The organism is Streptomyces sp. NBC_01335 (assembly GCF_035953295.1).
Lineage (GTDB): Bacteria > Actinomycetota > Actinomycetes > Streptomycetales > Streptomycetaceae > Streptomyces.
This window is the reverse complement of record NZ_CP108370.1, coordinates 3,582,706-3,607,453: the sequence shown is the minus strand read 5'-3', so window position 1 is coordinate 3,607,453 and position 24,748 is coordinate 3,582,706. Positions and strand designations below refer to the sequence as shown.

Annotated in this window: 16 protein-coding genes and 1 pseudogene; 12 read left to right on the top strand and 5 right to left on the bottom strand. The window is 71.2% G+C overall.

Annotated features, from left to right (window positions below; all coding sequences use genetic code 11):
- The first annotated feature begins 29 nt into the window (after window positions 1-29).
- From OG599_RS15475 to ygfZ, 6 genes are all read left to right on the top strand, one after another.
- Window positions 30-986, top strand: a complete 957-nt coding sequence (locus OG599_RS15475) for a hypothetical protein (protein WP_327176565.1) — start codon at window positions 30-32, stop codon at window positions 984-986.
- A complete protein-coding gene (locus tag OG599_RS15470; protein WP_327176564.1) occupies window positions 983-1,903 on the top strand; it encodes a hypothetical protein in 921 nt (306 codons plus the stop codon). The genes OG599_RS15475 and OG599_RS15470 overlap by 4 nt, the downstream gene beginning before the upstream one ends.
- Window positions 1,900-2,895: a hypothetical protein gene (locus tag OG599_RS15465; protein ID WP_327176563.1), complete on the top strand. Its 996-nt coding sequence runs from the start codon at window positions 1,900-1,902 to the stop codon at window positions 2,893-2,895. Before OG599_RS15470 ends, OG599_RS15465 begins: the two co-directional genes overlap by 4 nt.
- Before the next feature lie 314 nt (window positions 2,896-3,209).
- On the top strand, window positions 3,210-3,782 hold the full coding sequence (locus tag OG599_RS15460; RefSeq protein ID WP_266706086.1) for an FABP family protein: 573 nt from the start codon (window positions 3,210-3,212) through the stop codon (window positions 3,780-3,782).
- Window positions 3,783-3,871: 89 nt separating this feature from the next.
- Window positions 3,872-4,309, top strand: coding sequence for a Fur family transcriptional regulator (locus OG599_RS15455; RefSeq protein WP_327176562.1), 438 nt, complete (start codon window positions 3,872-3,874; stop codon window positions 4,307-4,309).
- 233 nt (window positions 4,310-4,542) lie between these two features.
- Window positions 4,543-5,508 carry a CAF17-like 4Fe-4S cluster assembly/insertion protein YgfZ gene (gene ygfZ, locus OG599_RS15450; protein ID WP_327176561.1) on the top strand — a complete coding sequence of 322 codons (966 nt, stop codon included), beginning with the start codon at window positions 4,543-4,545 and terminating at the stop codon, window positions 5,506-5,508.
- Window positions 5,509-5,558: 50 nt separating this feature from the next.
- Here ygfZ and dtd read toward each other — a convergent pair whose 3' ends face one another.
- Window positions 5,559-6,008, bottom strand: coding sequence for a D-aminoacyl-tRNA deacylase (gene dtd / locus OG599_RS15445; RefSeq protein WP_327176560.1), 450 nt, complete (start codon window positions 6,006-6,008; stop codon window positions 5,559-5,561).
- 115 nt (window positions 6,009-6,123) lie between these two features.
- Between dtd and OG599_RS15440 the strand changes: the two genes are divergently transcribed.
- The 3 genes from OG599_RS15440 (at window position 6,124) to OG599_RS15430 (ending at window position 9,213) form a co-directional block, all read left to right on the top strand.
- A complete protein-coding gene (locus OG599_RS15440) occupies window positions 6,124-6,822 on the top strand; it encodes an RsiG family protein (RefSeq protein WP_327176559.1) in 699 nt (232 codons plus the stop codon).
- A 42-nt stretch (window positions 6,823-6,864) separates the two neighbouring features.
- Complete coding sequence (locus tag OG599_RS15435; protein ID WP_327176558.1) at window positions 6,865-7,854, top strand: asparaginase; 990 nt, start codon at window positions 6,865-6,867, stop codon at window positions 7,852-7,854.
- 105 nt (window positions 7,855-7,959) lie between these two features.
- On the top strand, window positions 7,960-9,213 hold the full coding sequence (locus OG599_RS15430; protein ID WP_327176557.1) for a GNAT family N-acetyltransferase: 1,254 nt from the start codon (window positions 7,960-7,962) through the stop codon (window positions 9,211-9,213).
- Between the two features lie 13 nt (window positions 9,214-9,226).
- On the opposite strand, the gene OG599_RS15425 is transcribed toward OG599_RS15430, so the two are convergent.
- On the bottom strand, window positions 9,227-10,465 hold the full coding sequence (locus tag OG599_RS15425) for an acyltransferase family protein (protein WP_327176556.1): 1,239 nt from the start codon (window positions 10,463-10,465) through the stop codon (window positions 9,227-9,229).
- Between the two features lie 463 nt (window positions 10,466-10,928).
- Between OG599_RS15425 and OG599_RS15420 the strand changes: the two are divergent.
- Together OG599_RS15420 and rox are read left to right on the top strand one after the other, a co-directional pair.
- Window positions 10,929-11,450, top strand: a pseudogene (locus OG599_RS15420) (HAD domain-containing protein); the annotation flags it as partial.
- Window positions 11,451-11,774: 324 nt separating this feature from the next.
- Entirely contained in the window at window positions 11,775-13,208 is a 1,434-nt protein-coding gene (rox, locus tag OG599_RS15415; RefSeq protein ID WP_327176555.1) for a rifampin monooxygenase, read from the top strand.
- A gap of 38 nt (window positions 13,209-13,246) precedes the next feature.
- Here rox and OG599_RS15410 read toward each other — a convergent pair whose 3' ends face one another.
- The 3 genes from OG599_RS15410 to OG599_RS15400 all read right to left on the bottom strand — a co-directional run bounded on the left by OG599_RS15410 (window position 13,247) and on the right by OG599_RS15400 (window position 16,106).
- Complete coding sequence (locus OG599_RS15410) at window positions 13,247-14,287, bottom strand: hypothetical protein (RefSeq protein WP_442809435.1); 1,041 nt, start codon at window positions 14,285-14,287, stop codon at window positions 13,247-13,249.
- Between the two features lie 308 nt (window positions 14,288-14,595).
- Window positions 14,596-15,141, bottom strand: a complete 546-nt coding sequence (locus OG599_RS15405; protein WP_327176553.1) for a hypothetical protein — start codon at window positions 15,139-15,141, stop codon at window positions 14,596-14,598.
- Window positions 15,142-15,200: 59 nt separating this feature from the next.
- Entirely contained in the window at window positions 15,201-16,106 is a 906-nt protein-coding gene (locus OG599_RS15400; RefSeq protein ID WP_327176552.1) for a toll/interleukin-1 receptor domain-containing protein, read from the bottom strand.
- 383 nt (window positions 16,107-16,489) lie between these two features.
- Here OG599_RS15400 and OG599_RS15395 point away from each other — a divergent pair, with 383 nt between their 5' ends.
- The gene (locus OG599_RS15395) at window positions 16,490-24,682 is read left to right on the top strand and encodes a hypothetical protein (RefSeq protein ID WP_327176551.1); all 8,193 of its coding nucleotides are present in this window, start codon (window positions 16,490-16,492) and stop codon (window positions 24,680-24,682) included.
- The last annotated feature ends 66 nt before the right edge of the window (window positions 24,683-24,748 follow it).

Sequence of the window (24,748 nt, the reverse complement as noted above, 5' to 3'; positions counted from 1 at the left end):
CGCTTCAGGTCTCTTATGGGGGGACCCTTTTGGAACCGAAAGACACCAATTCCGGCGACGCGGTCGAGTCGCCGGACGCGCCGCCCGTCGCGGACGCCGGTGAGAATCCGACCCCGGCCACGGCTCCCGGGCCCGTGGCCGTCGAGCCTGCGGCCGTCGAGCCCGCGGCCACCGTGACCACCGGGCCCGAGCCCGAGGCCGCCGTGACCGCCGTGGCCGCCGAGCCCGAGCCCGCCGGGGCACCCGAGTCCGCCCCGGACGCCGCCCGCCGCCGTCCGCGCGGCCGTACCTCGCTGATCTGGCTGGCCGCCGCGGTGCTCGGCGTGGTCGTCGGCGGGGCCGTGGGATACGGCGTACAGGCCGACCGCGACCCGACCCCGCTGGGAACGCTCGCGCAGAAGAACATCGCCTACCCGGCGAAGCCGCTCGCGGCCGGCAAGGTCCCCGACCCGCTGCCCGCCTCCGAGGACCACCAGGTGAAGACGGACGGCGACCTGACCAAGATGGTGGTGAGCCCCCCCGGGGGCGCCAAGAAGGACGACTACTTCGGCAGCGGCTGGATCGACATGGCCGACTTCTCCGCCTGGTACGAGAACCCCGACTACATCTTCGGCGAGCTGGCCGGAGCGAACGTCCGGCGGATCGCGCGGCAGTCCTGGCTGGAGGGCGACCGCGAGACGAAGATCGATCTCGTGCAGTACCGCTCCGGCAGCTCCCTCGGGGCCAAGGACCACTTCGACGATCAGATGGAGTACCTGCCGTACGAGGACGGGGCCGGCAACGAGGGCGACCCCATCAAGGGCAGCCTCGAGGGCCGCTACTTCCTCTACCCCGTCGACCGCGAGGAGGGGTACGAGCCGACGTACCAGGCAAGGGCCATCGCCGTGCGCGGGGACATCGTGATGGACGTCGTGGTCTTCGACATCAAGCCGATCAGCAAGAAGACCATCCGGACTCTGGCCGAGCGCCAGTTGGAGCGGCTGTGACCGACGAGAAGAACGAAGCCGTGTCCCCGGACGTGATCGCGGAACCAGCTCCGGAAGCGGCTCCCGAAGCGATCGCGGAAGCGGCTCCCGCAGCCGCTTCCGAGGCGGCTTCCGAAGCGGACCCGGAGACGACTCCGGTGGCCCCGGCGCGTACCGGCCGGGTGAAGAAGGCCGCGCGGTACGTGGTGCCCGCCGTCCTCGTGCTCGGAGTGATCGGTGGCGCCGGCGCGTACACCAGGACCACCGCCGACTCGGCGGACCGGACGGCGCCCACCACCCTCTGGACGAAAGAGGAAGCGAGGGACTCGCTCGCGCTGCAGAAGGGCGGAACCGACCGGGGCAGAGCCGCCCGGACGGGCCGTTCCGACACCGCGCTCAGCAAGCTGCTCCTGCCGGTGGCCGCGCCCTGGGAAATCGGCCCGGACATCGGCAAGCTGAGCAACGACAACGAGGTCAGCGGCAAGGAGGCGGCGGCCGCCGTCAAGAAGTCGATACCCGGCCTCGCGGGCAAGGAGCGTCGCGCCTACGAGAAGAGCGTCGACGGGCTGAAGATCCAGGGCATGGCCCAGCGGTCCTACGTGTCGGCGACGATGGATTCCAGCCAGAAGGCCGTCATCGGGATTCTGAGCATGAAGGACACCGGGGCCGTCAAGGACCTGTGGGTCTCCAACACCGGGCTCATGGACGAGGTGGGCGTCTTCCGCAAGGGGCCGAAGATCGCGGACCACAAGGAGGCCCGCTGCTTCCGGGCCCCCAAGAGCGACACGAAGCTCGACGGCGTGACCTGCGTGGCCTACGAGGGGGAGCTGTTCATCACCGTCGCCGTGGAGGGCACGGAGCCGATGGACATGTCCATCGCCGCCGACCTGGTGAAGGACCAGCTCGACCACATCAAGTCCCCGGGGGAGTACATATGACCGAGCAGACGGTGACCCCGGAGTCCCAGAAGGTGACACCGGAGCCGGACGGACCCGCACCCGTCGAAGCCGCACCGGCCCCGGCACCCGTCGATGCGGCACCGGCGGACCCCGCACCGGCGGACCCCGCACCGGCCGCCCAGGCCCCCGCCCTCGCGGACCTCCCGCCGATGCCCACCGTGGCGCCGGTCGTGCCCGCCCCGGACGGCCCGGAGCCGCCCGCGCGCCCCCGCAAGCCCCGGCGCGTCCTGCGGGCCGTCGCGCGCTGGACGGCCGCGGTGCTGGTCCTCGGCGCCGCCTCCGCGGGCACCGCGTACCAGATCGCCTCGATGGAGCGGACCGACGTGCCCGGCCTGTCCACCGTGAGCGACGGGCGGTGGGAGTACCCCGCCCTCTCCCTTCCGGCGCTGCCGCCCGGCAAGGGCCGCCCCTTCGACAACTCCAACTACGCGGAGATCCACTACGCCGACGTGCGGGACCTGCTGCTGCCCGCCCCGGCCGGATCGGTGCCGGACAAGAAGCTGACCGGCGGCTGGGTGTCCTCGTCGCTGTTCGTCTCGGAGTTCGCCGAGGACGACCGGAGCCACCTCGCCCAGGTGCTCCAGGACTCGGCGCTGCGCCACACCGCGGCGCGCGGCTGGACCATGCCGGACGGCACCTCGTCCCGGATCTACCTGCTCCAGTTCAACTCGGTGGGCTTCTCCACGGCGCTCGGCGACGAGCTGACCGGCTGGGGCGACGAGAAGCCGCTGCTCGACGGCACCACCGGCCTGGAGCTGGACGAGTCCTGGCCGACCACCCCGATGCCGGAGTACGTCCAGCCCAACGTCTTCACCGAGTCCAAGCCGTACGAGAAGGAGCACGCCCGGGTCGCGTACGTCGTGGCCGGGGACACCCTCGCGGTGATCGTGCAGTCCCACGAGGGCGACGGGGAGACGGCGAAGGTGCCGTTCCAGCAGACGGTGATCCTCCAGGACCAGCTGCTGGGCTGAGCGACGGGCCGAGCGCCTGGACGGGCACCGGGCCGGACCCGTTCCGGTGCCGTACCGCCGGGCAGCGCGAGGACCTGAACGAGAGAGCCGGGCCCCCACCCACTAGGCTGGGGCCCGGCCCTGTATTGGCGCCATTGCCGCGATTCGCTCATGACGAGGAGCTCCCGTGCTTGAGGCATTCTTCTCCACCCTGCTGGTCCTGGTCTGCGTCGGCGTCCTCGCTTTCGCCGGTGTGACCGTGAAGAAGCTGTACCAGGGCCAGCGCTGACCCTCGTCGACCTCCGCCCCTCCCTCACAGATCGCCTGAGCCGCTCATGATCTCGATTCCGTCCGACCTTCACCGGGACCTCGTCCCGCTGGCATTCCTCCTGGGCAACTGGGCCGGCGCGGGCGTCGCCGACTTCCCCGGCGACGAGAAGTGCAACTTCGGCCAGGAAGTCTCCTTCAGCCACGACGGCCGTGACTTCCTCGAATACGTGTCGCACTCCTGGGTGCTCGACGCCGAGGGCAACAAGGTCCGGCCGCTGGAGTCCGAGTCCGGCTACTGGCGCATCGACAAGGACCGCAAGGTCGAGATCGTCATGGTCCGTGACCAGGGCGTCGTCGAGGTCTGGTACGGCGAGCTCGCCGACCAGAAGCCGCAGATCGACGTCGTCACCGACGCGGTCGCCCGCACCGCGGCCTCCGGCCCGTACAGCGGCGGCAAGCGCCTCTACGGCTACGTGAACAGCGACCTCATGTGGGTCGGCGAGAAGGCGACCCCCGACGTCGAACTGCGCCCCTACATGTCGGCGCACCTCAAGAAGGTCGTCACGCCGGAAGAGGTCCAGGAGATGGCGAAGAGCCTCGGCGACCTCCCGGACGACGGCATCGCCTTCTTCAAGTAGGCGGCGCCCACGCCAACGGCCGTACGGGCCCACCGGCATCCTCCTTCGTACAGGGGGATGCCCTGCGGGGGCGGCCGTACACTGGCCCCGTGGTGAGCACCGACTGGAAGACCGACCTCCGGCAGCGCGGGTACCGGCTCACGCCGCAGCGCCAGCTCGTGCTGGAGGCGGTCGACGCGCTGGAGCACGCGACGCCCGACGACATCCTCTGCGAGGTGCGCCGGACCGCGTCCGGGGTCAACATCTCCACCGTCTACCGGACCCTGGAGCTCCTGGAGGAGCTCGGGCTGGTCAGCCACGCCCACCTCGGCCACGGCGCCCCCACCTACCACCTGGCCGACCGCCACCACCACATCCACCTGGTCTGCCGGGACTGCTCGGGCGTCATCGAGGCGGACACCGAGGTGGCGGCCGAGTTCACCGCCAAGCTGCGGGAGACCTTCGGCTTCGAGACGGACCTCAAGCACTTCGCGATCTTCGGCCGCTGCCGCGACTGCGCCGCCAAGGCGGAGTCCGCGGACGCCTAGGCCGTGTCTGACAATTCGCGTCGGATCAGCGGGCGGTGTCCGGTGCGGTGCCTCGCAAGGCGGAGGACCGCCCGCGTACTGGATGTACGCGGGCGGTCCGACAACACCGCGAGGTGCCGTGCCGGGCGCCGCCCGCCCGGCGGGAATTGTCAGACACGGCCTAGGGCGTGTGTCGGAAGTGGCGCCGTCCGCCCGGCCCCACGGCCCGGGGGCGCGCGCCGTACGCTGGTCGCATGAAGAGCCCCTTGCTGTCCCTGCCCGGCGCCGTCCCCGCCGAAGGCCGCGACGAAGGTGTCGCCGCGCACTACGGCGACCTGTTCCGCGAGCAACGCGCCCTCGCCGCCGGAGACGGGTTCGTCGACCTGTCGCACCGGGGTGTCGTCACCGTCACCGGTGACGACCGGCTGAGCTGGCTGCACCTGCTGCTCACCCAGCACGTCACCGACCTCGCGCCGAACCGGGCCACCGAGGCGCTGATCCTCTCCGCCAACGGCCACATCGAGCACGCCCTCTACCTCGTGGACGACGGCTCCACGGTGTGGATGCACGTCGAGCCGGGGACCCGCGCGGACCTGGTGGCGTACCTGGAGTCGATGAAGTTCTTCTACCGGGTGGAAGTCGCCGACCGCACCGAGGAGTTCGCCGTCGTGCACCTCCCGGCCGGTTCCATCACGGAGGTGCCCGAGGGTGTCGCCGTGCGCGAGGAGCCGCACGGCCGCGACGTGTTCCTGCCGCGCGCCGACCTGGAGGCGTACACCGCCGCGGCCGGCCCGGCCGCGGGCATCCTGGCGTACGAGGCGCTGCGCGTGGAGGCGCACCGCCCGCGCCTGGGCTTCGAGACCGACCACCGGACCATCCCGCACGAGCTGGGCTGGATCGGCACCGCGGTCCACCTGCAGAAGGGCTGCTACCGGGGGCAGGAGACCGTCGCGCGCGTCCACAACCTGGGGAAGCCGCCGCGCAGGCTCGTCTTCCTCCACCTGGACGGCAGCGAGGTGCACCTGCCCGGACACGGCACGCCGGTCCGGCTGGCCTCGGACGGTGCGGAGGGCCGCCAGCTCGGGTTCATCACCACCTCGGCCCGGCACCACGAACTCGGCCCGATCGCCCTCGCGCTGGTCAAGCGGAACACCGCGGTCGACGCCGAGCTGCTCGCCGGGGACACGGCCGCCGCACAGGAGACGATCGTCGAGCCGTAGGGCCCGGGCCCGGCTGCCGGGAGCCCCGGACTCCGGGGCTCCCGGGCCTGTCAGACCTCGATGAGTACGGTGAACGGGCCGTGGTTGGTGAGCGTGACGCGCATGTCCGCCCCGAACCGGCCCGTCTCCACCCGCGCGCCGAGCGCCCGCAGCCGCGCCACGACCTCGTCGACCAGCGGTTCGGCGACCTCACCGGGCGCGGCGGCGTTCCAGGTGGGGCGGCGACCCTTGCGGGCGTCCCCGTAGAGGGTGAACTGCGAAATGACCAGAAGCGGTGCGTTCACGTCGGAACAGGACTTCTCGCCCTCCAGGACGCGCACCGACCAGAGCTTCCGGGCGAGCTGCGCCGCCTTCTCCGGGGTGTCCCCGTGGGTGACTCCGACCAGCACGCACAGGCCCTCGCCCATGATCTCGCCGACGACTCCGGTCTCCGGGGCGGCTTCGGTGCCCTCGGACACGGAGACGCTGGCGCCATCCACTCTCTGTACCACTGCACGCATACAGACCAACCTATCTTGGGCTGAACGGGTACAGAACCCCTGCGTCGGCCCCGGGCGGGGTGGCACGATGCACGATGTCGGTGTGCCGACGCACCGGTCGAGGGGACGGAACAGCATGAGTACCTATGGAACGGGACAATCTCCCGGTGCCGTACCGACGACGCCCACCACCGTGAGACCGCCCGTGCAGCGGAGCGTACCGGGACCGGAGGGCGGGCCCGGGGCAGGGGCCGCGGTCGCTCCGGTGCGGGTGCCGTCCGCCGCCTCGGCCGGTTCCGTGCCCGAGCAGGGCGCCGCGCACCCGGGCGTCCCCGAGGGGCTGGGGGCGGTCCGCCCGCAGGCCGGGTTCGGCGGGCTCCGGCTTCCCGCGCTGCGGACGCTGCGCCGGGACGCCCAGCGGGACGAGGCCGACCTCAGCTACGTACGCCGGCTGGTCCAGGGGCGCATCGACATCCTGCGGGCCGAGCTGGCGCGGCGGCAGGACCCGGAGTCCCCGGTGGTGGACCGGCTCTCGGAGATCCTGGCGGACACCCCGTCGCGGCACCGCACCTCCGCCCGGCACGTCACGCTCCGCACCCCGCGTGGCGACGAGTACGCCAGGCTGGCCGCGGAGACGCTCGCCGAGGTGGAGCTGTCCGACCTCGAAGCCCGTACGGACGAGGAGCTGCACACCGCGATGGGCCGGCTCGTCGGCTACGAGAAGCAGGTCTCGCGCCGCCGTCACCAGCTCCAGCGCACGGCGGACGAATGCGGGGCGGAGATCGCCCGCAGGTACCGTGACGGAGAAGCACAAGTAGACGATCTGCTCGCCTGAGGTGATCCTTCCGGGAGCGGATCCAGCCCCCGGAAGGCCCTCATGACCAGCAACGACGCCCTCGCCTCTCCCTCCGGCCCCGGTACGCCGGACGTCCGTCCGGTGCTCGCGGAGGTCGTGCGGTCCGGGTTCCTGGAGGGCCGCCACCGGGGCTCCCTGGTGCTGCTGGCGGCGGACGGCAGCGTGGAGTACGCGCTCGGCGATCCGGCGGCGCCCGTCTTCCCCCGCTCGTCCAACAAGCCGATGCAGGCCGCCGCGATCCTGCGGGCCGGTCTCGACCTGTCCGGTGAGCGGCTGGCGCTCGCCGCCGCGAGCCACTCCGGGGAGGACTTCCACCTCGCGCTCGTCGCGACGATGCTGGCCGAGCACGGGCTGAGCCCCGCCGACCTCCAGACCCCGCCCGACCTGCCGCTGGACCCGGTCGAGGCAGAGGCGTACCTCGCCTCCGGGCGGGTCCGGGAGCCGATCACCATGAACTGCTCGGGCAAGCACGCGGCGATGCTCGCCGTCTGCGCGCGGAGCGGCTGGGACACCGCGAGCTACCTCGACCCGGCGCACCCGCTCCAGCAGCTGGTGCACCAGGTGATCGAGGAGGCGGCGGGCGAACCGGTCGCCGCGGTCGGCACGGACGGTTGCGGTGCGCCGCTGATGGCGATCGGGCTGACCGGGCTGGCGCGGGCGTTCCGCTCCTTCGTCCTGGCGGAACGCGGTACGGCGGAGCGGCGGGTCGCGGACGCGATGCGCGCCCACCCGGAGTACGTGGCGGGCACCCGGCGGCCGGACACCTGGCTGATGCGCGAACTGCCGGGGACCCTCTCGAAGATGGGCGCCGAGGCCGTGCAGGCGCTGGCGCTGCCGGACGGCCGCGCCCTGGCGTTCAAGATCGAGGACGGCTCCACCCGGGCGCTCGGCCCGGTGCTGGCCCGCGCCCTGGAACTCCTCGGCGTGGACGCCCCGGTCGTCTCCCGGGTCGGCCGGGCGCCGCTGACGGGCGGCGCGGTCGAGGTCGGCGAGGTGCGGGCGGCGTTCTGACGCCCCGCGGGGCCGGGGCGGCGCTCCTGTGCCCGCGTTCCGATGCCCCTTCGAGGCCCCGGAAATGCGGGCGACACGGCGGGAACGGCCGCTTAGCGTGGGCATATGGGCCTGGACATACGTGTGATCACCGCGACCGAGTTCCCCGCATGGATGATGGCCGTCCGAAGGGGGTTCCTGCAGTCCTCGACGGAGGGCCTGGAGCGGGAGGCGGCGGCGAGGCTGCCGCAGATCGACGTCTCCCGGGTGCGGGGCGCGTTCGACGGCACACGGTGCGTGGCGACCTTCCGTTCGTTCGCCCAGGAGCTGACGGTGCCCGGCGGCGCCCGGGTCACGGTGGACGCGATCAGTGCGGTGACGGTCGCGCCGACCCACCGCAGGCGGGGCCTGCTGAGCCGGATGGTGGCGGCGGACCTCGCGGCGGCGAAGGAGCGCGGCGAGGTCGCCGCCACCCTGATCGCGGCCGAGTACCCGATCTACGGGCGCTTCGGCTTCGGCCCCGCCACCTCGCACACCGAGTGGGAGGTGGACCTCACCCGCGCGGGGCTGGACCCGCACGGCCCGCTCGACGCCGAACTGGGCGGTGGCCGGATCGACCTCGTGGACCCGGAGGACGTACGGAAGCTGGGCCCGGAGATCCATGGCCGGCTGGCCGCCCGGCAGCACGGCGTCGTCGGCCGCCAGGAGGGCTGGTGGGACCGGCACACGGGGATCGGCGTACCGCCGCTGGACAAGTGGACCGAGCCCTTCTACGCCCTGTACCGCTCCGCCTCCGGCGAGCCCGAGGGCCTGGTCGCGTACCGCACCGACGACAACTGGGACGACCGCAAGCAGCCCCGGGACACCGCGACCGTGAGCCAGCTGATCGCGGCCGGCCCGGCGGGCGAGCGCGCCCTGTGGCGGTACGTCTGCGCGATCGACTGGATCACCACGGTCCGCACCGGCTGCCGCGCCCCCGACGACCTGCTTCCCCAGCTGCTGCCCGACCCGCGCGCCGCCCGGGTGGTCACGCACGCCGACTGGCTCTGGCTGCGGGTGCTCGACACCGCGCGCCTGCTCGCGTCCCGTACGTACGGGCAGGAGGCCACGCTCGTCCTCGACGTACGCGACCCCGCCGGACTCGCCGGCGGCGTCTTCCGCCTGGACGCCTCGCCACAGGGCGCGGTGTGCGTACCGGACACCCGGAGCGCCGACCTGACCCTGGACGTACGGGACCTGGCCTCCGTGTTCCTCGGTGACGAGTCGGTGGAGCGGCTGGTGGCCCTGGGGCGGATCGAGGAGAACCGGCCGGGCGCGGCGGCGTTGGCCGACGGTGCGTTCCGTACGGCCCGCCGGCCGTGGTGCCCGGACATGTTCTGAACCGGCCGCCGGGTCAGTCCCGGGCGGTGCGCAGCCGGACGAAGGCGGAGTTGAGCCCCTGCTTCAGCAGGCGCGCGAGCGGGCGTTCCACGAAGCGGTGGATCACGTAGGCCAGGAGGAGGAAGCCCGCGAGGACGGCGACGAGCAGCAGCCGGGGGTCCATGGTGTCCCGCAGCCGGTTGATCAGCGTGGTGCCGATCGCGTAGTGCGTGAGGTAGAGCGGGTACGTCATCGTCCCGGCGGTGACCAGCCACTTCCAGCGGACGCGGTCGGTCAGGCCCAGGGAGATGCCGACCATGAGCAGCAGGAACGCGGTGAAGACGACCACGCTGCCGCGCCAGCTGGAGACGTGCTCGACCAGGTCGATGCGGTGCCCCAGCTCCAGCTGGCCCATCATCCAGGCCATGCCGAGGATGCCCCAGAGCAGCAGGTCCTGGCCGAACCGGTGCATCAGGTAGAGCGCGAGCCCGGCGATGAAGTACCAGGCGCCCTCGGGCTGTGCGACGAGGACGAGCAGCGGGAAGTGGGAGACCGGCGCCAGCATGGCGACGGCCCCCCACACGCAGCAGAACACCACGACCTTGCGGTACGTCAGCCCGGAGGCGACGACGATCAGGAAGAGCAGGTAGAACCGGAGCTCCGACCAGAGGGTCCAGTAGACGCCGTCGACGTTCGGTACCCCCGAACCGGACTGCAGCATGGTGAAGTTGATCAGTACCTCACGCAGCTTGAGCCGTTCCCAGACGCCGGGTACGGCGGCCAGGAACCCGGTGGTGAGGACGATGGCGATCCAGTACGCCGGGTAGAGCCGGATCACCCGCGAGACGAAGAAGTCCTTGGGGGTCCTGCCCCAGCACGACATGCAGATGACGAAGCCGCTGATCACGAAGAAGATCTCGACGCCGATCCAGCCGTACGAGGCGAACCGGAACACCGTCGGCATCAGCTCGGACGCCGGGCGGCCCCAGATGAGGTTCCCCGGCCGGTCGGCCCTGGCGGTACCGGCGTAGTGGTGGACGGCCACCATCAGCGCGGCGGCCAGGCGGATGCCGTCGATGGCGTAGAGACGGCGTCCGGCCCGGGCGGGGGTGGCCGCGTGCTTGCCGCCCGCCGCTCCGGCGGCCTGCTGGGGGAGCCCGGCACGCGTGGTGGTCACCGCCTCGATCCCGGCGAGCGGGGGAAGAGGTTCCTGCAGCCGGCCCGTGACCCGCTGCCGTAGGGGTATCGACGAACCGCCGTCCGCGCCGCGCATGCGTATCCGACCATCCTCATCAGGGAACCCCGGGGCGGAGCGGCCACCGGTCGGCTCAGGCTACGACCGGCTCGTCGAACAGATGGGAACAAATTCGCTGGGGCTGACATGTTTCCCTCGCCGCCCGCCCGGGCGTTCCGTGGCGTTGTCCGGATGTTCACCTGGGACCGGCGGCGGGGGCGTGGCGGGGGTGGTGGCGGACGCGGCGGCAGAGGTGGGCGGGCGGCTGGGTGAGCGTGGTCGGGCAGCCGGCCGGGCAGCGCCGTCCGGCCGTCCGGACCGGCGGGCGCGAATCATCTCCGTGACGGAGAAGGGCTCTCCGTGACGGAGAAGGGCGCCGAGCTCGCCGCCCGGGGTCGGCGGACCCTGACCGGGGCGCGCGCTCGATCCGCCGGACACCACCTGGGCTGCCTTCGCGCTCCGGGCGGTTATCGTGCGGGCGTGAACGGTCCGCAGCCCCGCCCCCCGGCTCTTCCTCGACGTCGACGGCCCCCTCATCCCCTTCGGGGCGACGGTGCGGGAGCTCCCCGGCGGGTATCCGGTGTACCGCTCGGGCACCGGGCGGCCGGAGGACCTCGACAACCCGCTGCTGACCCGGATCGACCCCGCGTACGGGCCCCGACTCCTCGCGCTGGAATGCCAGTTGGTGTGGGCGACGACCTGGATGGCGGACGCCAACCTGGTCCTGGCGCCCTGGCTCGGGCTGCCCCGGCTGCCCGTCGTGGACTGGCCGGAGGACGTGGACGGCGCGGACGAGCGGGGCGGCCTCCACTGGAAGACCCGCACGCTCGTGGAGCTGGCGGCCGGGCGCCCCTTCGTCTGGGTGGACGACGAGATCACCGACATCGACCGGCGCTGGGTGGCGGACCACTGCCGGGGGCGCTGGCTCCTCCACCGCGTCGATCCCCGACTCGGCCTGACGGACGCGGACTTCGCGGCACTGACGGAGTGGGTGCGGGCCCTCGGCGACGGCGGCCTTGGCTGAGTGCGGGACTCCGGGGACGACGCCGGGGACGGCGCCGGTGACTGAGTGCGGGACTCCGGGGACGACGCCGGTGACTGACTGCGTGCGGCCGGAAGTGGCTTCCTGCCTGCGGAAACAGCGAAGGCAGGAAGATGGGACTCCTCCTGCCACTCTCAAGATATAGCGCACCGGGGGGCTTGCGGCAAGGCCCCCGGTATCCCGCACAATCGCCTCTTCCACCGCACCGGGCCGCGCCTCTGCGTGCCCGCATGACCGCATGCCCGGCCGCCGGTGGCCCGGCCGGGAGACCCCCGGCATCACTTGTTCTCGCTCATTGGGGTGTTCATGACGGACGTGATCGTGGTCGGCGGCGGACCGACCGGCCTGATGCTGGCCGCCGAGCTGCGGCTGCACGGTGTCGCGGTGGTGGTGCTGGAGAAGGAGACGGAGCCGACCCGGCAGTCCCGTTCGCAGGGCCTGCACGCCCGCAGCGTCGAGGTGATGGACCAGCGCGGACTGCTGGAACGGTTCCTCCGGCTCGGCAAGCAGGTCACGTCCGGCGGGTTCTTCGCCGGGCTCGGCAAGGTCTGGCCCGAGCACCTGGACACCGCGCACTCGTACGTACTCGCCATTCCGCAGGTCACCACGGAACGCCTGCTGGCCGAGCGCGCCGTCGAACTGGGCGCCGGGATCCGGCGGGGCCAGGAGCTGGTCGGGCTGAGCCAGGACGACCAAGGGGTGACCGCCGAACTCGCCGACGGCACCCGGCTGCGCTCGCGCTACCTCGTCGGTTGCGACGGTGGCCGCAGCGCGGTGCGCAGGCTGCTCGGGACCGGCTTCCCCGGCGAACCCGCCAGGGTAGAAACCCTGCTGGGGGAGCTGGAGTTGACGGCGTCCGCCGAGGAGGTGGGCCGGGTGGTCTCCGAAGTGCGCAAGACGCAGCACCGGTTCGGGCTGATGCCGCTGGGCGACGGGGCGTTCCGTGTCATCGTGCCCGCCGAGGGCGTGGCCGAGGACCGTACGGCCGGGCCCACCCTGGAGGAGTTCAAGGAGCGGCTCCGGCACTACGCCGGCACCGACTTCGGTGCGTACTCGGCGCGTTGGCTCTCCCGCTTCGGCGACGCGACCCGACTCGCCGAGCGGTACCGGACCGGCCGGGTGCTGCTGGCCGGCGACGCGGCGCACATCCACCCGCCGACCGGCGGACAGGGGCTCAACCTCGGTATCCAGGACGCGTTCAACCTCGGCTGGAAGCTCGCCGCCGAGGTCAACGGCTGGGCGCCGGACGGGCTGTTGGACAGTTACCACTCCGAGCGGCACCCGGTCGCCGCCGAGGTGATCGACAACACCCGCGCGCAGATGGTCCTGCTGTCCACCGAACCCGGCCCCCGCGCGGTGCGCCGGCTGCTCTCGGAGCTGATCGACTTCGAGGAGGTGAACCACCACCTGATCGAGAAGATCACCGCGATCGGCGTCCGCTACGACGTCGGCGAAGGCCACCCCCTCCTCGGCAAGCGGCTGCGGGACGTGGCCCTGAAGCAGGGGCGCCTGTACTCCCTGATGCACGCCGGGCGCGGTCTGCTGCTCGACCGGACCGGCCGGCTCTCCGTCGACGGCTGGGCGGACCGCGTCGACCACGTCGTGGACGGCAGCGACGAACTCGACGTACCTGCCGTGCTGGTACGCCCGGACGGCCACGTGGTCTGGGTCGGCGACGAGCAGCTGGAGCTGGACGAGCGGCTGGGCCGGTGGTTCGGGACGGCCGCTGTCACCGGGTGAGGCGGGGCCGGCCGCCGGGCCGGTCGGATCCTGGTGTCTCAGCCGGCGATCTCCGGGTTGGCGGCCATGACGGCTTCGGCGGTGCGCCAGAGCCGGGGCAGGTACCGGAGGGTGACGGTGGCCCGCCGGACGAGGTCGCCGCTGGATTCGATGCCGAGGAGGTCGGCGACGGCCGCCCGGAAGGTCGGCCGGTGGGCGTCGGCCAGGTGGGGTGTGTCGGCGGCGAGGGCGGTGTGGCAGCGGGCGAAGGTCGCGACGATCCAGAACACCGCCTCGCGGTGGTCGCCCGCGTCGATGAGGGCCTGGCTCCCGTCGACGGCGATCGGCCGGGCCTCGGGCGTGAGGTCGCTGCTGAAGAAGAACGGGGTCCTGGCCACCCGCGCGGTGGCGTCGAAGGTCTCGGCCAGCGCGTCCAGATGGTGCTGGGCGCGCTCGGCGGGCAGGTCCGCACAGCCGAGGAGCCCGAGGAGTTCGGGGTAGGCGCCGAGATGCCCGTAGTCGGCGAGGACCGCGCGGGCGGCGGGGTAGCGCAGCCGGACGGTGGGGTTGCGCAGTGCGGCGGCGAGCAGCACGTGGCAGGTCACGCCGGTGGGGAACAGCCACCCCAGTACCTGCTCGTGGAAGGGCGCCGAGACGTCGATCGCGGCGAGCCGGTCCTCCACCCGGCGGCGGGCGTCCTCGCACCGGCGGCGTACCCGGGGCGCGGTGGCGTAGAGCGGCGCGACCTCCGCCAGGAGCGTGCGCAGCCGGCCGGTGGGGTCGTCGATGAGGGTGTCGGTGCGGAAGCAGCCGGCCAGGTGGTAGGAGCCGAGCACCGCCTCCGCGGAAGCCAGTTCGGACCAGGGGACGTAACTGATCTCCAACAGGGCGCCCAGGTGCCGGAGTTTGCCCGCCTCGGCGGGGCGGCCGTCCGCGGTGGTGGCGATGTGGACGTCGACGTCGGAGGTGGGCGGCAGCTCGGTCCCGTCCGGGAGGCCCACGGTGGAACCGCTGAAGTAGGCCCCCCGGTAGCCCGGTTGGGAACGGGCGTGTCGGTGGACCCAGTCACTCGCGGCGGAACGCGCCTGCCCGGCCCGCATGGTTCGCCCCCATCCGGTGGTGTGTGCGGGGACGGTGCCGCGGTCGCGGAGCGCGTACCGGCGGCCTGGTCCCCACCACGCAGCGTACGTCCCGTATCCTCCGGCGGCCTTGTCCTCACCGCAGCGTACGTGCCTTACGCACCTCGGACGAGAGAGCCCGTCGAGCCTCCGTCCGGTCGGCACACCGTGGCGTTGGCCAGGCGGCCGAGGCTGCCCGGATGGCGGGTGGTGTGGAAGAGCCGTCCTGAACCAAGGCCCAGCAGAGGGACGGACGGGGCACCGGGATGGCGGGACTCGGACGGGGCCGGTTATGCCTGGGCCCTGAGGACCTCGGCCTGGGCCGACTTGAGGCTCCGGTACGCGTCGCGGATGTACCTGGCGAGGCCCGCCCCTGGATGCCGGACCAGAACGGCGCCGTCCTCCCCGGCCTCCCACTCGACGATCGTGACCTCGTAGGACGAGACGTGGGCGCAGAAGTCGAGAATCAGCTGGGGAATCTCGTCCTCGATGAACAGGTCGCCGTTGGCCAGGACGACGTCGCGCATCTGTCGCGCTGTCGGGGCCAGCACGGTGAGCACCCACCGACGCCAGAGGCGGCTCTGTTCCTCGGTGAGACCAGCAGCCCCTCGACGTTCCTCGATCGGTGTCAGGTGCCGTTCACGAAAGGCGTCCCATGTCCGCTCGTTTGCCTCCACGAGGATCAGGAGGGGGCCGTAAAGGTCCCTGAGCTGGGAGTTGATCCGGTCTAGGTGAGCCTGGCGCTTGGAGCGTCGGATCTCTCCGCGCTGGTTCAGGGCGTAGGCGAGCACGGCGATCAGAACACTGGCCAGGGCCGTGATCATCGTGGCGATCATCGTGGACAGGTGAACTCCTCGGACTCGAACGGGAGGGGGACCGATTGACGCCGAAGCGGCTACTGCGGGGCGAACGCCACAGATTCCTCGGCATGGGAGATTGTGATGGGGATCTTGCTCCAGCTCGCGAGCCGCCGCAGTGCCTCGGCTTTCTCGTTGGTCCGCCGGTATCCTTCGGCGTCGCAGACCACGGCGATTCCACTCTCGGTTGCGTTCTCCTGCACCACATGGGTGCGGCCTACGATCTCGCGGACTCCCTCGATCGTATGCTCCGTCGTCTTGTCCTCCTCGGCGGATGCCCGCGGAAGCGGCTCTCCGGCAGTCGTCCTGGGAGTGGGTACGGCTACGGGTGCGGCACCGAGGGCGCTCACCTTTTCCTCCAGCGCACCGATCCTCCGGCTCTGGTCGCGCGCGAGACCGACCAGTTCGCCGAGGAGGTCCTCGGGCGTTGCCCGCACTGGTGTCTCCGTCGTCGGCATTCCCTTCTTGATGTCCCGCAGATCCCTGTCCAACCGCTGCCAGAAATCAGCGAATCGCCTTCTCAGCTCCTCGGGGGTGGACGGGTTCTCGCACTCCTCGTGGAGGGACTGGATCATGGAGAAGACCTCCCTCCGAACGGAGGAGTCGGTCGCCTGGAACTGCTTGAGAGGGCCGGAGATCTCCTCCGGTGGCATGTCGATGAGGAAGGGATGGACGTAGGCCTTGTCCTCGTCGGTACGCCTGGACAGGGCTCCTGCCTCGTAGTTGATCCACTGCTTCCGCTGGTTCTCACGCGTGAGGCACATGATTCCGACATCGGCGTCCCGGAGTTGGGCCGCGATGCTCTCCATCGACCTCTGTCCCTTGACGATGCCCAGCGACGAGACGAAGCCCCTCATCTCGGGGTGGAGATGTCCAAGTTCCCTCCCGAGCACTTCGGCGCACTTTCGCGCCGTCTCTCCCGACCAGCTGATGAAGATCTTCATGCCGTGCGTCCTTGCGGCGAGGTTCGGAGGTCCGTGCGCTGGCACAGGCTCGATGGGCGTTGACGGCCATGACTTGGCTCATTGTCGACATCGATGCCGCGCACGTCTACTGGCGCCACGCGAATACGGCGGTTATCGGAAGACACCGGCCATCGCATGGCTTGATCCGTGCAAAATGCCTACGGAGAGGTGAAGTTGGCGGCAAAGGAGCCCTGTGGAGGGTCCGGGACGGGTAGAGTTCCGGCCCTCTGTCACTCGATAGGCATACGCACCACAGGGGTCGCGAGTCAGTGATGGTTCCCAACGAAACTTCCGCGGTCTCCAGGGACCTCGAACTGTTCTTGTCCGGCCGAAGTCGCAACGCCGAGGGTGTCCACTCTCCCTTGGTCCTGAAGGGCGTGGCACCGTTCGCGGTGCTCCTGCACCGTCGGGTCACCATGCTGTCGTCGGTGCTCGTCCCGGCCTCCGGCCGGATTGCGGGCCCCCCTCCGCACGCGCTGTTGCTGCCCCGGCTGGGCCGGAGTGCGGCGGCGGCGGGAGAGTACGCCCTCGCCGAACTGCTCGACTGGGCGTCGATCGCCTGGACCGGACGCACGAGCCTGCGCTACTTCTACGCGGGACGCGCGCTGCCCGAGCCCGTGCGCCTGCCTCTGCAGGAGGCGCTGGAGCGCGACAACGCGGTCATGCGACGCATCACCGGGTCACTCGTCCTGCGCGCCAGGGCCGAGCATCTGAGCGCCGAGGCGAACCGGCTCGCAGCCGTCGACCACACCTTCACGGGCCCTCTGTTCGTGAAGCCCGTGGAGGCTGTTCTGCACGACGTGAGCCGGGGCGTTACCGACGACCACGGTCTGCTCGAGCACCCGGCGGAGACGCTCATCTCGCACGTGAACGCCGATCGTCACGGGAAGCTCCCGCCCGTCCCGCCCAACGGCAAGCGCTGGCCACTCCTGTTGAAGGCTACGACGGAGGTCTGCACGCTGGTGCGGGAGCTGCTGGAGGTCGCGAACGAGTACTCCTGGGAGGGGCCGGACCTGCCCGCGCCGCCGCTCGACGAGCTCGCCCCGGACCTCGTACCCGTCGTCGAGGCGATGCTCCTCGCCTCACCGGACCTGGAGGCGCGCCGTACCGACAGCGACGACGGCTGGGTGAACGGCGTGGCTGCCGAGGCGCTGTCGCTCGCGGCTCCGGAGCACCGGCACTTGATCGCCCTCTGCGCGCAGGGAGCGGGCGTGCCCGCCGACACGATTCGCCCAGCCCTGGAGCCGATCTACAAGATCCGCGCGCAGGCGGAGGCGCTGTTCAAGTCGCTGGCACAGGACCCTGACGGTCAGGGAGAAGACCTGCGCAGTCTGATCCTCCAGGCCCTGGACCGAGGGGACCTGTCCGAGGCCCGTGAGGGGCTCGACATGCTGGAGGAGTACGCGAGCCGTACGGCGGTGGAGGTGAGGGTCGCCGCCCTCCAGCAGGCCATGGCCCACGTTGAGGAGGTGGAGGCGAAGGAAGCGGTGCTGCTCCACCTGAGCACCGTCGAACTGCACCTGGAACGCGGCGACCTGAAGGCTGCCGCGACCTACGTCGGCGAGGCCGAGCGGGCCCTCCCCGCTCCGAGGACGGTGGAGAACGGGCCGCCCGAGGGCGCGGCCGTGCGGACGCCGGTGCCGCGGCAGGGGGCGGCCGTTCCGGTCGGCGCTCAGCCGCCGGCCGGTACGGACGACACCCCGTCCGCGGGCCTGGAGGGCGCCCATGACAAGGGTCTGCCGGCCAGGATCATGGCCGCCCTCCGGGCGCCGGACCACGAGGCTCCCGACCGGCGCCAGGTGGAGGAGGACGTCCGGCGACTCGGCCGCACCGGGCTGCTGGACGACGTGGTCAGCGCCGCCGGCGACCTGCTGCACGTCGCGCCCGACCTGACCGTCGCGCTGACGGACACCGCACTCGAGCGGGGACGTCCGGTGCTGCGCCCGGTCCTTTGGCAACTGCAGCTCGACGCCCTGCGCGTTCTCGGCGAGGCCGAGCGCGCCGAGCAGGTGTTCCGACTCGGCCATCCCCCCGTGCCGCCCGAAGGCGTGGTCACCGCCGAACCGGTCCTGGGCGCACACTTGTTGAAGCCACGAGTACGGCCGTACCAGCGGGTGGGCGATCCGGCCGAGACCGCCCTCCCGGAGGCAGGGCCGCGCCCGCCCGCGGAAGAGGCAAAGCTGTACGCCCGCTCGCTCGAGGTGGGCAACTCCTCCGTCCTCGGCTTCGCCGTGGGTTGGGCCGTGAGCGCGGGAAGGCCGACGGACGCGTTGCGTCTTTACCGCCGGTTCGGACCGCACCAGTACGTCAACGCCACCGCGGCCTGGAACGTCGCGGTCGCCTACGCCCAGGTCGGCCAGGCACAGTCGGCCCTCGAATCCCTGGTCGTCTTCAAGGCGGTCCTGGCCGGCCGTATGGAGCCGTCCCAGCGGCAGGGGATGGAGGAGTTCGAGTACCTCCACGGGGTTCGTCAGGCACCTCCGCAAGCCGTCCCCGCCGTACCGGCTCAGACCTCGGCGGCCCCTCATCCGGAGGAAGAGGCCAAGCGCCTCCACGCGTCCGGCCGGGTGGAGGAGGCCGCAGCAGGCCTGGACCGGTTGCTGTCGGAGAATCCGCGATCCCCCGGGGCGTTCCTGCTGCTCCGCATCCACCGGGAGCAGAACAACCTCGACGCGGCTCGCAGGACCGTCGATCGCATCGAGGCGGCTGAGGCCGTGACCTGGCGCCATCACCTCGAGCTCGCCCGTAACGCACTGGACGCCGGCGACCTCGTGCTCGCGGAGCAGCGGTTGGACCGGGCCCAGGAGATGGGCGCGACGGTCGGCTGGACGGCGCCGCTCGTCACCAGGCTGCGCAGGGCGTCGGCCGGACCGGGACAGGCGAAGAACACCGCGTCCGTACCTGCGGGACAGGCCCTACAGCTGTCCGACGCCGACGATTCCGCGGCATGGGAGAGCTACCTCTCGGCCCAACTGGACACCGCGGGACTCCAGGTCGTTCTGGAGTCGGCCGAGTGGGCCTCGCGGCGTGAGCCCGCCGCGGTGATCATGCTGACTTCGCAGCTCCGGGCCAAGCGGGTTCCCGTGCCGGACCGTAAGACTCTCGAACGTTTGATCGACATGGTCAACCGGCACCGTGACTCGTTCCTCAATCGCGATCTCGCTCTCTGGCTGATCAACAGCGGCGACCACCGGTCGGCGGTGCGGGTGCTCCAGGACGCCGTGGCGTGGACGCCGACCGACCGCCTTCCGCGCGTGGTGTTCCTGCGGGACGAGGCGGTTCGCAGGGGGGGCCTGGCGGCCGAGGCATTCGATCCGCCCTCACCGCCTTCGGGTGTCACCAGCGCGAAGCGGAAACCGGATCCGGCGTTGGTGCCGGATGTCCATCTGCAAGAGATCGCCGGAACCGAGGCGAGCAACCCCTCCATCCTGGAGGCGCAGCGGCTGCCGCCGGACTCCGATCCCTCGGTCGTGGCGGACGCCTGGGTGCGAGCGGTCCGCAGGGGACAGTCCCTGGCGCTCGGCAACGCCCTGGGGACCCTGGTGCGCGCCGGCCGTGCTGAAGAGGCCATCGCGCTCTACGACAGCGTGTCAACCATGTACTGGCTGGGTGCCAGCGCGGCCTGGAACCTCGGTTGCGCGTACGCGGCGTCCGGCCACCTGGAGGAGGCGGCCACCGCCTTCACCTACTACGCGCGCGTGTCCCCCCGGCAGTACACGGAGACACAACTGCGCGTGCTCACCGCGCTGTTCTCGTCCCTGGGAAGGCCCGTGCCTGCCCCCGCCGGGTCCAAGGCTCCGTCGGTCCGGGGCAGGGGCGTCCCGCCCGACGGCCTTTCCGGCACGGAGTCCCGCACGGCCGGTGACAGCCCCGAGGGGCTGGCGGCACGCCGGATCGCCGAATTTCGCAGTGCGCCGGACAATCACAAGTTCTACATCGCCGGCACCGCGGTGCGCAGGGCGATGCAGGCCGGGCCGCAGGGCAACGTCACCCGCTACGTGGCCACGATGCGGGCTCTCTTCTCGATCCTGGCCAACCCCAGCCCGAAGGCCGCCGCCGAGATGGCGGCAGTCCTGGAGGCCGCCGGGCACCAGCAGGAGGCCTGGGAACTCCTGGTGACGTGGATCGACCACACCCGCGCGGAGAGCGCGCTGCTCGCTCCGGCGGTCCGGATCTCCCGCGAGTTGGAGCGGGACCGGCAACTGCGCGACCTCCTTGAGCGCCACCACCAGCCATACTCCAAGTACGAACTGCAGCTCAGCCTTGCCAAGCTGGCACAACGGCAGAACGACACACCGGCCCTGATCCGCTACGCCGACCTCGCGCTGCGCCGCAACGCGACCTCCGTCGAGGCGGCCATCCTGCGCGAAAGCGTCGTCGACCGGCGGCAGACACTGCCGCTCGGCAGCCGGAAGATCCTGGGAAAGGTCAAGGATCCGCAGGTGTCGGAGGCCGAAGCGGTCCAGCTTCTGGTGCACGAGTACGGGGCCGAGGTGAACGCCCTCCAGAGCAAGGCGCTGACCTGGTTCCAGCCGGAGGTCGACTGGGGGCAGCTCGCCCAAGGACTGTCCGACGAGCTTCAGGACGAGGCGCGACCCGCGTTGAAGGCCGCCTCGGCGGAGGACTGGGAGCGGGCGGCGACCCTGTTCAGCGAGTTGCTCCTCGGGAAGGCCCCCAGGAACATCCTGCTGGTGCGGGCCACGGTGGTGTGCCTGCTCAAGCGGGAGAAGTACGACGAGGCCGATGTGGTGGCCGGAGTGCTGGGACATCTCCCGGACGGTGTCCGCCTGCAGGTTCAGATCGCCGCGGCCCGTAACAAGTACGCGCATGCCCGCGAACTGCTGGCACTCTTCCGGACCGTCCGTGACGGTTCCGTGGACGAGGCCCTCGCCCACGCCGGCCTGATCGCGCATCTGGGCCACCGTCCCCTCGTCGCGGCGAAGTTGCTGTTGGAGTTCGCGCGCCTCCGGCCGCCCGGTACCTCGGACCTGCCCCTGTCCCTCGCCGTCGTGCTGGCCCACCGCGAACGGAAGCGGGATCGTGGGCTCCACCTGCAGGCGCTCCAAGAGCTGCGCCGGCCCCAGGGGGGCCTGGACGATCTTGTCACGTGGGCGATCGAGCAGGACATCCCCGAGGCCCTCCACGACGTGACCCTCTCCCCTCTCGGCCGGGCCCACCTGGAGCGCGTGACGGAGAGCCTGGCGACGGATCCGGAGCGACTGCTGCGTTTCGTCCGGAACTGTCTGAAGGACAGGACTACGGGCGCCCGCGGCGAGAGCGTGACGCGCGACGCCCACCAGTACTGCGCGGAGCTGCTCGGACGCCATGGACTGGTGCGGGACGCGTTCACGCAGTGGCGCGCGCTCGCGGAGCAGGCGCCCAGCTTGGAAGAGCGGGTAAGAGTTCTCGGCGGGCTGAGAACCTTCTGCGACGAGGTCAGGTTCGCCGAGGGCTACCGGTACGCCGCGGTCACCCTTCTCCAGCTCGGTGTCGAGGTGGGCGAGGAGGCGGCGATGGACTACGCCGACACCCTGTCCTCGGAAGAGGAGCCCCAGGCCCTGCAACCCGGGACCGAGGAGCTCGTCTCCCAAGTGGCCGCCAGGGAGGTACCAGTACTTTCGGAGGGGCTTGCCTCGGCCTCGCTGAAGCTGAGGGAAGAGGCCGGCCCACGGGACGCGGAGTCTCTGGAACTGCTGCGCACTCTGTGGGCCGGTGTCGCCACCCAGCTGGAGCGCGAGGACGCGCTGTCCGTTCTGACCGGCAGCGCGACGCGGGACTCCGTCGAGAAGGCGAGGCGGGTCGAGGCCGACCTGCGACTGCAGGCGCTGCTGTCGGAGAACCTCATCTCACGCAGGCTGCGAGAGGCGTCGTCCTTGCTCTCCGCCGCACTGAACGCCGCCTGGGAGGACGCGGCGCGAGATCACCTGAGCAGGAAGAGCGACGGAGAGGGACGCCTGCTCGAACTGAGGCTGCTGAGGGTCACCCGGCTGGGTTCCGGCCCTGTGGAGGTCAAGGCGGAGATCACCGCGCTCCAGTCCGTCTCGCAGATCACGCTGGGAATCGAGGGCGCGGGTCCGGAGGGCTGGGTTCGGCTCGACAGAATGGAGGCCGGTGCCAAGGCGACACGGCTCCTCCTCCTCACCGGCGAACACCAGGAGGTGAAGGTCACGGCCTCGGGGGTACTTCCCCAAGGCCCGCTGCCGCCCACGACCTTGACCCAGCCGGTGAGCAACTATCCGCCGGACCAGCGGCTGTCCGCGCATTTCAAGCCGAGCGACCGCGTCGATCCCGCGATGTTCGTGGGGCGCACCAAAGAGCTCGAGGATCTGGCACGCCATTACGAGAAGGCCTTGCGCGGCCACGCGGGCACCTTGTTCATGACGGGCTCGCGGCAGGCGGGGAAGACCTCCATCGCGTACCAGCTCAGCGAGGTGCGGGCCCCCGGGTCCCACGACCTGCCGCCCCCGGGCAAGTGGCGGATTCCACAAGTCTTCCCGGTCTACCTCAACGCCGAGATGACCGAGGACTCCGGCGGCCTCTTGATGACCGACATCGCCCAGGCTCTCGTGCTCGCGGTGGACCACGCCTTCGAGTACCGTGCGCCGGCGATCGGGATGCCCGAAGGTAAAACCCCGCTGGACTTCGTGAACTGGTGGGTCCGCGTCCGACGACAGCTGTGGCCCAAGGAGACGGTCGGACTGCTGCTCGTCATCGACGAGTTCCAGCGCCTGCTGAGGCGGCTGAGGAAGTCGGACAACCTGGATCCTGTGCTGACCCAGCTGCGCGGGCTCAAGAACGAGCGGGTGGGGGTGGGTCTCCTGTTCTGCGGCGCCGCGACGACCCAGGGAATTCGAGATCTGCTGGAAGACACGCGGTTCCAGCAGGACTTCACCACCCCGTACGTCATCGGCCCGCTCGACAACGACGCCACGCGGCAGGCGTTCCACCTCGGATTCCTGGAGCCTGTCCAGGTGATGGACGAGGCCGCGGAGCGGGTGTGGGAGCTCACTCAGGGCCATCCCCAGCACATCCACATGCTCGGCGCGCAGGTCCTGAAGCTGCTGGAGAAGAGCCAGCGCAGCCATGTGAGCGCGGAACTGGTGGACGCGGCGTTCGACTGGGTGGTGGACCAGGACGACGCCGTCATCGGGCTGCTCGACCCTTACGGCGAGGGCACCCGGGAACATGTCCTGTCGCTCCTGCACGAGATCGCGCGGCTCATCGAGGAGGAGCCGCTCGTGACGGCGGTCCGGGCCTCGCTCGCCACCGCGAAGGTCAGGGACCTGGACGGGCTCCGGGACTTCGGGATCCTCGTCCAGCGGGAGGACGACTGGGCGTGGGTCAACCCGATCGTGCGCAAGTGGCTGGAGACGCGGAGGCCTCCGCGCACGGAACGCCCCAGCCTTGGCTGGGAGGCGGACCCCCGCCCCGCCTGGCCGACGGAGGAACAGCCGCTCAGGGACGAGGGCTACGTCGTCCAGCGGCGCTTCGACGAACAGGGCCGTCCGAAGACGCGCCATCTCGCCCACGAAGGGAGACCGCAGCCGCTGGTCGCCCAGTTCCACCCGGGGTGCGGTCCCCAGCTGGATCGCTTCTACGAGATCTACTCCGATTCCGTGCAGCATGTCGAAGGCGTTCCCGAGCTTCTCCCTCCCTGTGGAGAGTGGCTGGTGTTCCATGAGGTGGACGGCGTCAGCCTGCAGGAGAAGCTGACGGCCAAGTTGACGGGCGCCCTGGTGATCAGCTCCGTGGAAGCCACCCGGTGGATCGTCGACGCCTGCGACACGCTCTGCCGGATGATGGACGCGAGGAGGCTCACGCACGGGGACGTGCGGCCCGAGAACCTCGTGCTGCGCGGGGCGGACGACAGCGAACTGTACGTACGGGGCTGGGGTGCGGGCCTGGACATGGCGCACGGCAAGCCCCTGCTGGCGCCGGGGCCGTCGGACTATCGGCTGCCCGAGGCTCTCAAGGCCATGCCGGCCGAGCGCTCCGAGGCCGATGACGCCTTCGCGCTGACGGCGATTCTGTACCGCCTCCTGCACCCGTCGGGAGCGCTGCCCTTTGGGGACGAGGAGTCGCTCAAGCACGGCCCGGAGCTGCTCATGTGCGGGGACCTGGGGATTGCCGTCGGCCGGGGGCTGAGCCTGCGCCCCGGCACGCGCTTCCGGAACGTCATGGAGCTCCGCGACGCGCTGAGCGCGGCCGTCCCCGAACTGCGGGCGAGGGGAAGTGCGCAGGCGTCGGGCGGCGCCCCGCGTCCGGAGGAGAAGCGCGGCGGGGGCGCGAGCGGTGACGGGGAAGCGCTCCTCCGGAGCCTGCTTGAGCGTCTCACCGACGAGATCGAACACCTCGGTGCGCACCTCACCCGGGAACAGGACGACGACGTCCGAAGCGACCACGAGGCCCTGGCCCAGGCCCTTGAGCGCACGGCCCCGAACCCCGCACGTGTCGCACGGTTCGCGACGCGGCTGAGGGACACGCTCAAGGGTCTGGAAACGGCATCGACCGCCCTGGAGATCGTGGGAGAGATCCTCGATGCGGTGCGTTCCTAGGCCGTGTCTGACAATTCCCGCCGGGCGGTCGGCGCCCGGCACGGCACCTCGCGGTGTTGTCGGACC

Excerpts from the sequence above, each read along its gene's own strand:
- OG599_RS15465 (WP_327176563.1), top strand. The coding sequence starts at position 1,900 with ATGACCGAGCAGACGGTGACCCCGGAGTCCCAGAAGGTGACACCGGAG.
- OG599_RS15460 (WP_266706086.1), top strand. The coding sequence starts at position 3,210 with ATGATCTCGATTCCGTCCGACCTTCACCGGGACCTCGTCCCGCTGGCA.
- ygfZ (WP_327176561.1), top strand. The coding sequence starts at position 4,543 with ATGAAGAGCCCCTTGCTGTCCCTGCCCGGCGCCGTCCCCGCCGAAGGC.
- dtd (WP_327176560.1), bottom strand. The coding sequence starts at position 6,008 with ATGCGTGCAGTGGTACAGAGAGTGGATGGCGCCAGCGTCTCCGTGTCC.
- OG599_RS15440 (WP_327176559.1), top strand. The coding sequence starts at position 6,124 with ATGAGTACCTATGGAACGGGACAATCTCCCGGTGCCGTACCGACGACG.
- OG599_RS15435 (WP_327176558.1), top strand. The coding sequence starts at position 6,865 with ATGACCAGCAACGACGCCCTCGCCTCTCCCTCCGGCCCCGGTACGCCG.
- OG599_RS15430 (WP_327176557.1), top strand. The coding sequence starts at position 7,960 with ATGGGCCTGGACATACGTGTGATCACCGCGACCGAGTTCCCCGCATGG.
- OG599_RS15425 (WP_327176556.1), bottom strand. The coding sequence starts at position 10,465 with ATGCGCGGCGCGGACGGCGGTTCGTCGATACCCCTACGGCAGCGGGTC.
- rox (WP_327176555.1), top strand. The coding sequence starts at position 11,775 with ATGACGGACGTGATCGTGGTCGGCGGCGGACCGACCGGCCTGATGCTG.
- OG599_RS15410 (WP_442809435.1), bottom strand. The coding sequence starts at position 14,287 with ATGCGGGCCGGGCAGGCGCGTTCCGCCGCGAGTGACTGGGTCCACCGA.
- OG599_RS15405 (WP_327176553.1), bottom strand. The coding sequence starts at position 15,141 with ATGATCGCCACGATGATCACGGCCCTGGCCAGTGTTCTGATCGCCGTG.
- OG599_RS15400 (WP_327176552.1), bottom strand. The coding sequence starts at position 16,106 with ATGAAGATCTTCATCAGCTGGTCGGGAGAGACGGCGCGAAAGTGCGCC.